The organism is Vibrio sp. 10N.222.49.C12, from assembly GCF_041475025.1.
GTDB classification, from domain to species: domain Bacteria; phylum Pseudomonadota; class Gammaproteobacteria; order Enterobacterales; family Vibrionaceae; genus Vibrio; species Vibrio crassostreae_C.
Genome location: NZ_JBFRVF010000026.1, coordinates 129,996 through 140,692 on the forward strand (window position 1 = coordinate 129,996; position 10,697 = coordinate 140,692).

At 43.3% G+C, this 10,697-nt stretch carries 12 protein-coding genes and 1 riboswitch; of the genes, 5 read left to right on the forward strand and 7 right to left on the reverse strand.

The annotated features are described in order from the left end of the window. Positions 1-347: 347 nt before the first annotated feature. Positions 348-1,004 carry a 3,4-dihydroxy-2-butanone-4-phosphate synthase gene (gene ribB / locus AB4583_RS10265; RefSeq protein WP_004733029.1) on the reverse strand — a complete coding sequence of 219 codons (657 nt, stop codon included), beginning with the start codon at positions 1,002-1,004 and terminating at the stop codon, positions 348-350. A 188-nt stretch (positions 1,005-1,192) separates the two neighbouring features. After that, positions 1,193-1,343, reverse strand: a riboswitch (FMN riboswitch). A 374-nt stretch (positions 1,344-1,717) separates the two neighbouring features. On the opposite strand from ribB, the gene AB4583_RS10270 reads away from it, so the two are divergent. Further along, positions 1,718-2,461 (forward strand): phosphatase PAP2 family protein, encoded by a 744-nt coding sequence (locus tag AB4583_RS10270; RefSeq protein ID WP_065584098.1) that lies wholly within the window; start codon positions 1,718-1,720, stop codon positions 2,459-2,461. Between the two features lie 101 nt (positions 2,462-2,562). Here the strand turns inward: AB4583_RS10270 and AB4583_RS10275 are convergent, their stop codons facing one another. The 3 genes from AB4583_RS10275 to AB4583_RS10285 all read right to left on the reverse strand — a co-directional run bounded on the left by AB4583_RS10275 (position 2,563) and on the right by AB4583_RS10285 (position 5,148). Beyond that, entirely contained in the window at positions 2,563-2,925 is a 363-nt protein-coding gene (locus AB4583_RS10275; protein ID WP_372111286.1) for an MmcQ/YjbR family DNA-binding protein, read from the reverse strand. 64 nt (positions 2,926-2,989) lie between these two features. After that, positions 2,990-3,715: a sulfite exporter TauE/SafE family protein gene (locus AB4583_RS10280; protein ID WP_170791812.1), complete on the reverse strand. Its 726-nt coding sequence runs from the start codon at positions 3,713-3,715 to the stop codon at positions 2,990-2,992. 221 nt (positions 3,716-3,936) lie between these two features. Beyond that, a complete protein-coding gene (locus AB4583_RS10285; RefSeq protein WP_372117246.1) occupies positions 3,937-5,148 on the reverse strand; it encodes an MFS transporter in 1,212 nt (403 codons plus the stop codon). A 29-nt stretch (positions 5,149-5,177) separates the two neighbouring features. Here AB4583_RS10285 and AB4583_RS10290 point away from each other — a divergent pair, with 29 nt between their 5' ends. Both AB4583_RS10290 and AB4583_RS10295 read left to right on the forward strand, forming a co-directional pair. After that, the gene (locus AB4583_RS10290) at positions 5,178-5,327 is read left to right on the forward strand and encodes a hypothetical protein (RefSeq protein WP_017061698.1); all 150 of its coding nucleotides are present in this window, start codon (positions 5,178-5,180) and stop codon (positions 5,325-5,327) included. 460 nt (positions 5,328-5,787) lie between these two features. Continuing rightward, a complete protein-coding gene (locus tag AB4583_RS10295; RefSeq protein WP_017065874.1) occupies positions 5,788-6,402 on the forward strand; it encodes a YitT family protein in 615 nt (204 codons plus the stop codon). Positions 6,403-6,522: 120 nt separating this feature from the next. Here the strand turns inward: AB4583_RS10295 and sigZ are convergent, their stop codons facing one another. Together sigZ and AB4583_RS10305 are read right to left on the reverse strand one after the other, a co-directional pair. Beyond that, entirely contained in the window at positions 6,523-7,107 is a 585-nt protein-coding gene (gene sigZ / locus AB4583_RS10300; protein ID WP_229648219.1) for an RNA polymerase sigma factor SigZ, read from the reverse strand. Then, positions 7,091-7,387, reverse strand: a complete 297-nt coding sequence (locus AB4583_RS10305) for a helix-turn-helix transcriptional regulator (protein WP_004733042.1) — start codon at positions 7,385-7,387, stop codon at positions 7,091-7,093. Before AB4583_RS10305 ends, sigZ begins: the two co-directional genes overlap by 17 nt. Positions 7,388-7,620: 233 nt before the next feature. Here AB4583_RS10305 and AB4583_RS10310 point away from each other — a divergent pair, with 233 nt between their 5' ends. Beyond that, positions 7,621-8,721, forward strand: a complete 1,101-nt coding sequence (locus tag AB4583_RS10310) for a permease (protein ID WP_372117249.1) — start codon at positions 7,621-7,623, stop codon at positions 8,719-8,721. 103 nt (positions 8,722-8,824) lie between these two features. Here AB4583_RS10310 and trmY read toward each other — a convergent pair whose 3' ends face one another. Continuing rightward, entirely contained in the window at positions 8,825-9,424 is a 600-nt protein-coding gene (gene trmY, locus AB4583_RS10315; RefSeq protein WP_017061702.1) for a tRNA (pseudouridine(54)-N(1))-methyltransferase TrmY, read from the reverse strand. 256 nt (positions 9,425-9,680) lie between these two features. Here trmY and AB4583_RS10320 point away from each other — a divergent pair, with 256 nt between their 5' ends. Further along, positions 9,681-10,205 carry a DUF3087 family protein gene (locus AB4583_RS10320; protein WP_065584102.1) on the forward strand — a complete coding sequence of 175 codons (525 nt, stop codon included), beginning with the start codon at positions 9,681-9,683 and terminating at the stop codon, positions 10,203-10,205. The last annotated feature ends 492 nt before the right edge of the window (positions 10,206-10,697 follow it).

Sequence of the window (10,697 nt, forward strand, 5' to 3'; positions counted from 1 at the left end):
GTGCAGACACCGTGCCAAAATAAATAAGTGTTATATTTCAGTTGCTTATGATTTACCTGTAATTATGGATGATCAATGATGGTGCATGACTTCACCATTCGAGTGAATGTTTCTCATATTTTGCAGGATTTTTTGAGAGGTTACGCTTTTCTAACGATAGGTTGGGGAGGTTTCGGTAAGTAGAGACACTTTGGCGATCCATTTCAGGTTCGTTTCAAGCTACGGAAATTAAAAAGGCCTCACCCTATATGCTTTAACTCTAAAAGCAGTAAGAGTGAGGCCTTTCAATGTTCACTTCGCAGTGTAGTTGACTTAACGACTAAGTGTTTAGCATTGAGGGCTAAACGTTATGCAAGCTTAAGGTCGAACTCAGTGCGGTACATAACCATATCTTCAATGGTCAGTACTGGCATGTTGTGCATTTTACCGAAAGCAACGATCTCTGGCGCTTTTGCCATCGTACCATCCGGATTGGTTACTTCACAAAGTACACCGGCAGATTGAAGACCAGCCATTTGCATAAGATCTACTGTACCTTCTGTGTGGCCGCGACGAGCAAGTACACCACCTTTACGAGCACGCAATGGGAATACGTGGCCAGGGCGAGCAAGGTCAGTAGGCTTAGCTGTTGGATTTGCAGCTGTCTTGATCGTTGTTACACGGTCAGCGGCAGAAACACCTGTTGTTACACCAACTTTCGCTTCGATAGTGACGGTAAACGCAGTTTGGTTTGCGCTGTTGTTATCAACAACCATAGGTGGAAGTTCAAGTTGGTTCGCTTGCTCGTCAGTTAGACACAGACACACAATGCCGCTGCATTCGCGGATCATAAGCGCCATTTGAGCATTCGTCAGGTGTTCTACTGAGTAGATGATGTCGCCTTCGTTCTCACGATCTTCATCGTCAAGTAGAAGTACGCCACGACCTTCGCGTAGAGCTTGCAGTGCGTTTTCAACGCGAGTGATTGGTTCGCCAAATTCGGCAAGTAGTGAAGACTGATTCATGGTTAAACTCCTAAAATATCACCAGAATCAGGGCTGTATGAGGGATCTCAACCGAGCACAACAAAGCCTACTCATTACAAGTCAACTTTAGCTCATTATGGTTTTATCCAAAACGAAATGCACCCGCCTAAGTTGGAGGTACGAACCCAACTCACGCGGGTACGCCTTTCCAACTTAAACGAGTGTGTTTTCATTCTCTCTCATCCGGACTATAACCGTCGGCTCTGGCATCTCACCAGATCTGCTGACCTCGACGAATCGAGCGCTCGCGGGCTTATCTTTAGATTTTGCTAAGGACATACCGCCGGTGGGGAATTTCGCCCCGCCCTGAGAATAAAAATTAATAATCTGTTTTGCTTTTGAAAGCAGACCAGATGGTAATCCTTTCAATAGTGGATTTAAAGGACTGACAGCAAAGTTTTTCAGATTCTGGCCTTATAATCCGGTAAGTGTTCACTTTATCGGCAGACCTTAGCGTGTGGTGTATAGCGGTGCGCAGGCTATGTTTAGTGGGTTTTGATGTCTATATGTACACAAGTGGATGGTCTGGATTATTGGTGATGGCGTGACAGTTCATCAGCTCAATACTTAAGAGGCCCTTTAATCGATTATTGTTACACCATGACGGCTTACTGACCGTTTTGACATAAAATTGATATTGGCGATGCTAAGCTGCGATAGCATCCGACCACTTTATCTCAAAGATCTTAGCCATGACTTCTCTGTTCTCTAACAAATCCAAAGGCTTATTACTGCTCGTTTTAAGCTTGTATTCTCTAGTGCCTTTTTTGATCTTTGGATCTGACTTCGACCTTGGAAGTGCTGTATTGCCTTTCTATGGTGCAGTGATGACATTCGTGACTTATTCAGCGGGTAATCAAGGGTTCCTAATCACACTCGCGATTCTCTCTTTGTTGGTGCTGACATTAAAGTTCTCAAAAGCAAAGCTAGTGAGCCTTTGTTTGCAGCTTGGTATTTTATTGGTGTTAAGCTTTGCAGCAAAGACATTCCTTAAATCATCAACGGAGAGTCCACGCCCATATACTGAGTACTTAGTTACCCAAGAAGTGGTTGATATGCCGGAGCTGTTTTATGAACTGCCACTAGAAGAAAAGAACGTGGCCATTGAGTCAGTAGAAGATAAGGTCAGTGAATGGCGAACACGTCATTGGCTTGGCGAAACAGACTATTCATTCCCGTCTGGACACATGATTTTCGTGGGTGTTTGCTTGGCATTCTTTGGTGGGTTGTTCTTAGAAGCGAAGCGTTTTTACCTTGTAGGTGGCATGTTAGCTTGGGCTGGTGGTGTCGCGTATAGCCGCGTTTGGCTTGGTATGCATCGTCCTGAAGACTTAGCGGCATCTATCGCTTTTGCAGGCTTAATCTACCTATTAGTGCCACTGGTGCCAACGCAAAAAATAGAACCGTTATTGCCTAAGTTCCTCAGAACGGATTAAACATTTAAGAAGAGCTTCGCTGTTAAAAGCAACTTAGTTCTTAATAGCAAGTTAGTTCCCCCAAAGCAATTTGGCTTTCGTTTAGCAAGCGGAATCTCTGGCTATTGATTGAGCCCGAGTTCTGCTTGTTTCTTTTTGGTTAGTCCCAAAGAGACGATTCGGTGAGACTCCGTGAGGTAGTATCTCAACTCGCCATCCCTTTCTGGTGTGCTCTCAAACAGCTGAATCCACTTCATTCCGCGTGAAGCAAAGTAGGGGGCAGGTTTATACCCTGGCTCTTCTTTGAGAAAATCGAAATTCCGATCAGATGCCTTGAAGATAAATGCAGGCTCGTCGTTTGGTCCCCAACCTCCAATCGCAAACACCTTGCCTCCCACTTTCCAAACGTGAGAGTTATTCCACTGCATCACGTAGCTGGTGGCTGCTTGTGATTCACAGAATGCATTGAACTCGTCGTATGTCATAGAACGCCCTTTCATAATTTGGTGGTGGATCTGTGTGTTTGTTGTTTTATCGATGTTTCTGCTTCTAGCTAGCTAAGCCTTGCCAAATAGCAGTGAAGCCGCTGATAGAACATAGTAACAAAGAGCCGATACGTATCTTCTCTTTAGGAATGCTTTGCGTCGTCAATAACGCTACCTTGTAACCCAACCAAGCGGCAGGAAGTAGCGGGATTGTGATGATCAAGTGGTGTAGCGTGAAGAAGCCAATTGGGATCTGTACAACCAACGAAATGATCGAACTAAACACGAAAAACGCAGAAAGGTTACCACGAAGTTGATTGGCATCTTGGTGTTGAAGTAGGAGTGCCATTGGCGGCCCACCAATACCAGAGCTGGTACCAAAGAACCCAGAGAAGAACCCCGCAATACCCATCTTAGTTGGGGTTGGTTCGAGTCTAAAGGGCAGTAGGCTAACAATCACGGCAAATACTACCAATAAGCCCAACCATAGTGATAACACGCTCGTTGAAACCATCACCAACAAAGCACCACCTGCCAGTGACCCAGGAATACGGCCCAGCAATGCGATTTTTAATCCGCCAATAGAGATATTTGCTCTATGTTTAAAAGCGTTGAATAACGAGATAAATAGACCGATCAAACAGATAGGCGCAGGCACATAATCTGGAGAGACCAAAAACAGCAGTGGGGCTGCAACAATGGCCAAACCAAAGCCGATTGCGGTTTGCACAAACGAGCCGACAAAAATGAGTGTCATTGCGATAAGGACAGTCTGATCTATGTATTCCATAAGCCTGCGGATTAGTTTTAAAGGAGCGGGTGGATACTATAAATGAAAACTAAAATAATAGTCTTATTATTCAGTGAGCTTTATGCCAGTTTCGCTAGTTATAATTTCTACTATAACGACCAACAAAAAAGCGAGTGAGTATCTCAGGATGCTTCCTTTCAATACTCACTCGCTTTATTGGAACGACTTGTTTACGCTAGTGGGGGAGTCAGCATAAAACGTTAAGCCATTGCCAATTTCAGTTGCTCAATGGGCTTGTCATTGATTGGTAAATGGATAAGTGCTGCTGCAAATGCCAGCACCACCGTTGACCACCAGATTGGCTCGTAAGAACCGTAGTAATCGTAAATACGACCACCCACCCAAGCGCCTAAGAAGCTACCCACTTGGTGAGTAAAGAATACCAAGCCGTACAACGTTGATAGGTAACGGGCACCGAAGATCTGACGAACTAAGCCAGACGTTAGCGGAACTGTACCCAACCAACAGAATCCAATGGCCGCACCGAAGATAGCCGCGGTTGATTCAGTCACAGGCAGAGTCACAAACGCACCGATAACCACAGTACGCACTAAGTACAGTGCAGACATAACGTGGCGTTTGCTGAACTTGTCGCCCATTACACCCCAGAAGTAAGACCCAAAGATGTTGAAGATGCCAACGTAAGCCAGTGCCATCGCAGCGCTGCTCGCGGGTAGGTCTTTATCTGCTAAATAGCTCGGTAAGTGCGTTGCGATAAACATTACGTGGAAACCGCACACGAAGAAGCCCGCGTGAATCAACCAGTAACCTTTGTGAGCAAACGCTTCAGACAACGCTTCTTTGAGTGTTTGGTTCTCTTCAGCTTGCGCTTGTTTGTTTGAGGCTGCTTTAGGCGCTCGCATGAACAGCGCAAAAGAGATCATCAAACAACATAGTACGCCAAACACTTGCATCGCACTCTGCCAGTCAAATTCATTCAGCATGTATTGTGCGCCCGGAATTACCGCGAACATACCAAATGAACCTGCAGCCGTGGTTAAGCCAAACGCCTTAGCCGCGTGCTCTGCTGGTACAACTTTCGCTACTGCGCCAAGCACGATCACGTAACTTGTCGCACTCAAGCCAAGACCAACCAGTGCGCCTAACGAAACGTAAAGCATGCTCGATTCGGTAGAAATTGAGGTAAGAAGTAAACCCAAACCGTAAGCACATGCGCCAGCAATAATGATGCGTCTTGCTCCCCATTTGTCAGCGGCCATACCAACAAAAGGTTGGAACACACCGAACAATAAGTTTTGTAGAGCAATAGAGAAGCTGAAAAACTCTCGACCCGTGCCGAAATGCTCTGAAATTGGCATCATGAAAATGCCGAATGATTGTCTGATCCCTAGACTGATAATAAGTGTGCCTATCCCTAGCCATACCAGTAAAGGAAAACGGAAAATGCTCATTCTAATACTCTTAAATTAATGGTGGTGATGTGAGTGGTCTTGCGCTGACATGTGTTGGTCAGTCATCTCATGGTGATGTTCGTGCCCAGAATGATCATGCCCTGACTGCTGGTGGCAACCACTGCTTACGGCATGCTGAGCCAAGAGATCAATCAATGGCTGACTGTGATGCACAATAACCAAACTAATGACGAGGAATAACGTCATTCTGGCAAGTTGGGCAAAAAGAGATTGTGAAAACATACGGTGTTGACATGCGCTCAATGTTGTAAGAAGTCGCGCATCATAGTGATGAGTCGGGTATGTATCAAATGACCATTTGTGATGTAGTCTATGCGTTTTATGCATAGATTGTCGCTTGATTGGAATTGGTATAAAACGCGCTCAATAAATAAGAAAACTTGAAGCTCGTTAGTTAATAGAAACAAGTATCTAATTAAGAATGAAAGTCTAAATTAAGGCTTATAACTAGCTGTTTAATTTAAAGTTTCACAAAGCTGTAAAAACTAATATACAAACTAATCACTAAGCAACATTGCTCGTTCACTCGACTTATCTGTCAAACATCGTAAATTTGGGCATAAATCGTTTCAAGACTACTGAAACGCGATGTTAAAAGATTCAGGGAGAGTCATTCACATGGATAAAGATCATAATCTTCGCGAAAACTTACTGGCACTGATCTTAGGTAGCGCATTGGTTTCACTCGGCGTCATCTTTTTCAACCAAGTCGGTTTGCTCACCGGGGGCACGGCTGGTCTAGCGATCTTCATTACCAAAGTAACAGATTTGAGCTTTGGCCAAGTATTCTTCGCACTTAACTTACCTTTCTATATTTTGTCGGTTGCTCGTATGGGCTGGCGCTTCACAATCAATACGTTTATCGCGGTTTCGATTGTTTCGTTCGCCGTGGATCACTTGTATCACGTGATTCAAATTGCCGAAATTCATGCATTGTATGCAGCTTTACTTGGTGGTGGCTTGATTGGTACCGGCATGCTGGTGATTTTCCGTCACAAGATGAGCTTAGGTGGCTTCAACATTCTGGCGTTGTTCTTACAAGAACGTTTTGGAATTCGAGCAGGTAAGGTTCAGATGGCATTAGACTGCACGATTGTTGTGCTTTCTCTGTTCATTGTTGATGTGTCATTGGTTCTTCTGTCTGTGCTTGGTGCGATAGTCACCAACTTGATTCTAGCAATGAATCATAAACCGGGGCGCTATCAACCTGTGGTAAAAGCGGAAGCAGCATAGTTCGGTTCGCTCAAGCTCTAGATTTGCTTAAGTAAAGAGTGATTTGCAGATTATGAAAACAACAAAGCCAGCATTAATTGCTGGCTTTGTTCTATTGAAATAACGGATTCGATGTAACGATTAACACTTGCCGCAGCTGGCGTTCGGCTTAAGCTCGCAATCAATCACATTGCCTTGTTGATCAAGGGACAAGTTACAACACTCTTCAAACAGGTTCTTAAGATCAGCACGGCTTTTTTGCACGCGGGATTTAACCGTTGAATAGCTGACGTTCTGCGCTTCTGCGATCTCTTTTTGGCTTTGGCCTTTGATGTCGACCGCAAGCAGTAGCGATGAACTTTGTTCTGGCAATGCCTGAATAAAAGGTTCAATACACAATGAAAGTTTCTGCTTAAATTCAGAGTCGTGGTCTAAATCGGTAAACCACAGATCTTCAGCATCAATTTGGCTATCACGTTGTTGGCGTGCATGCTTACGGTAGAAGTCGATAATGGTGTTGTTGGCTAACTGGAACAGCCAAGCCTTAACACTGCTAGCATCTTGTACCTTATCTAAGTTCTGATAGGTCTTAATCAAGATATCTTGGAGCAAGTCGTCTACATCCGCAGAGTTGTTGACCTTTGAATGCAGGAATGACTTTAATGCTTGCTGATACTCGGCCCAGACTTGTTCGATCTTCAAAGGTGCATTAGTTGCACTGTTCATTTACGCAACATTCGTCTTGTAAGAAATCAATCACACCTTCTAGGCACTCATACTCCGCCACGCAGAATAGAGTTCTTCCTTCTCGTCTTTGGCTGATTAGGCCCGCAGACGCCAAGCTTGATATGTGGTGAGACAAGGTAGAACCGGGAATGCCTAGCTCTTCTTGTAGGCCGCCAACTGCAATGCCTTGGTAGCCAGCTTTAACGACACTCTTATAAATGGTTAGGCGAATAGGGTGCCCCAACTCTTTAAGTGCTTTCGCAACGACTTCTAAGTTCATATTAACTCCTCAAGATTTAATTTCGATGTTAGTCGAAATGTATGTCGAATTCAAATTTAAAAACGGTGTCTGTGTAAGTTATTGAAAAACTGTGTTTTCGAAAATCATTTCGATTTTTATCGAAATAATTCTTGTTCTGGAGCTGTTTATTTCTATAATTCGATAATATTCGAAATTAAGGGTTGGTTACTTTTCTCATAGAGCCCGACCTTCAATCCAGTTTGGAGTTAATTATGAGCAATGAAATGTTAACAATGCTGAAAGACGCACTTGATATGTTCGCTTTCTTAGCAGTAGAGCTAATTATCCTTTTCTTAGCGATCAGCTACATTGTTGGGATTCTTCAAGAGTTCCTTACACCAGAAAAGATTCAATCTATCCTGAGCTCACGTAATGGTAAGGGTTATGTAGTAGCAGCACTACTGGGTGCAATTACACCTTTCTGTTCATGTTCGACCATTCCTTTCTTAAAAGGATTGCTGCGTGCAAGAGCGGGTTTCGGTCCAATGATGGTGTTCCTATTTGGTAGCCCACTATTGAACCCAGTGATCATTGGTTTGTTTGTGATTACCTTCGGTTGGCAAGTTGCTGTGTTCTACTTCCTTGTAGCAATGATGGTGTCTGTAGTGGCTGGTTACGCACTTGAGAAGCTTGGCTTTGAGCGTTACGTAAAACCTGAAGCGTATGAATCAACAGGTTCAGCTTCAAGCTGTGGCACTAGTTGTGGTGATTCTGATCCTAAGAAAGCAGCACCGGTTAAAGCGGAATCTTCATGTGGTACAAGTGCATGTGGCGAACCTGCACCAGTAATGGCAAAAGAGACATCTTGCTGCGATTCTAAAAAAGAAGAGCCACAAGTAACGGTTTCATGCTGTTCAGCGGATGGAAGCGCAACAGCTGAAATCGTAGAGAAGAAAGAACCTAGCCGTTGGATGAGAATTTGGTTCTCAACTTGGAAAGATTTTAAACAAGTTTTCCCTTACCTAATGATGGGTATCGCGATTGGTTCATTCATCTACGGCTTCATTCCTACAGACCTTATTGCACAGTACGCTGGTGAAGGTATGTGGTATGCGATTCCAGTAGCAGCCGTGATTGGTATTCCACTGTATATTCGTGCTGAAGCGGTAATCCCACTAAGTGCAGCTCTAGTACAGAAAGGCATGGCGCTGGGTTCAGTTATGGCATTGATCATTGGTAGTGCAGGTGCAAGTTTGACGGAAGTTATCCTGCTTAAATCAATCTTCAAGAACCAAATGATTGCAGCATTCCTATTCGTTATCCTAAGCATGGCGATGGGTGCAGGCTTCCTATACAGCTTCATCTTTGGTTAATCAGGTCTGATTTCGAGATAACACCATTGATACAAAGAGATAGATAATAAAAAAGAGCTCACATAGTTGAGCTCTTTTTGCGTTGAGACTATTAGTTCGGAGATTAGAAACCGCGAATATCAAGCTCATTGTTGATCAACACAACACACTGAGAAGCAAACAGCATGTTCGGGCCTAAGCTTATTTTTTCTGTCCCTAAGCGCTTTAAGCTGTTGTAGCTTTTCTTCGGCATAGGGATGTGATCAGTAAGAAGGAAACATGGGTTTTCAGCAATCTCTGCATCACGGATAAAGTCACCTTTCTTATCCATCATGTATAGCTGGTGGTCTTCAGCCAGTTCTTTGACTAGTTTTTCAAAGCTCATAGTGCGAACGACGATTCCCGGTTCAACCTGACGAGTCTGCTCTTTGGTCATACCTTGAGAAGCATCAACCGCTCTTACTACCGCTGATAACAATGCCGATTCATGAAAGCCACCAATGTTGGTGATCTCATTTGAATCGAAAGTGATCGTACGTGAAAAGTCTTTAGTACTTTCTAATACAAGGTGTACGGTGACATTCTCACGGTGAGATTGAGCAACGAAGATCGTGTTCATCAGAGTATGAGCCAGAATCTCAGTATGAGCATCTTGCCCAACACCTTCTAAGATAAGTTTGCTCTCTGTAGGGGCTGCGCGAGCGCGTAATACAAATGAACGCATGGAATGTACCTTGTCAGTATGTGATAAAGCGAAACGGGCTTTATCAACATGAATTGATGAATAACCAAAATTGTGGCGGTATGTAACTCTTTTCTATTAATGAAGTCAAATAGAGTTGCGTATAGCGCCAACCAGAAGAACTCTGCGTATTAAATAGAGAATGACCACATTACAAGATGGTAAGGGTTGAAGCGACCCAATGTTTACGTAGATAGTATGCGCAAATTATTAGGTGACTTACATAAGGAAGTAGTCGATGAAGTTACAGAAGATCAATAAAGAAGAATATAGAAAGAAGATGAACCTGCTGTTGGTTTCGTTGGTTGGGTCACTCGCAGTGTTCGCCATTGTATTCGGAACCATACTGATCGAGCTATTCGGTTCAGGGCAATCAATCGCAGGCGAATCGACAGGTAATTTCCACTTGAACGTATTAGGTGTGATCTTATCAGTCGCATTGAATGCATTTATCGCGAGCCGTGTGAAAGGGCATGATTACTTCAAAGAAGCGCTTTATGTATGGAACCTTAAACAAATCCATAATCAAATCTATCGTAAGCTCAAGCGTATTCAACCCAAAGCTGAGCAAGGCGACCGAGACGCGCTGACCATCCTTTATTTCTATTACACCACGCAAAAACAGGTATACGACCTAGACAACAACACATTGACGATAAAAACAGTTCAGCAATCGCTAGATAACATCCTAGAAGTGAGTGAGAAATGGAGCATTGAGCTAGATATAGAGGCTTTTTCGAAAGATCTAATCGCAAAGTTTTAAGTAATACACCCATTATTGTATGAGCTTTGAGCTACGAAAGAGCCTTTTGACGTAAAAGTAGCCACTTAAGCAAGTTTTTTGAATTTTTATCAAAAAAGGGGTTGCCATGTTTTCGATGATCTCTATAATGCCGCCTCACTGCCACGGCAGATGCCATAAGGCTTCAGCGGTAATCAGTAAGACGGAAAGTTCGAAAGAAATTAATTTTAAAAAGTGTTTGACACTTAAGATTAAATCGCTAGAATTCACGTCTGCTTTCAAGGGTTTCTTTGTAAAAAGAAAGTTTCGACAAGCAAAGCTCTTTAACAATTTAAACCTATCAATCTGTGTGGGCACTCGTTGATGAATATCAAAAATTGATTCTTAGGAATCACATTGATTTCAATGAACTGAGTGACCAATCGATAATTTATTATCGGCACAGTCAATTCATTATCATTCTGTTCCTATTTATTTAAGAAGAGAGGGGTAATAGCTTTAGAATTACATGTT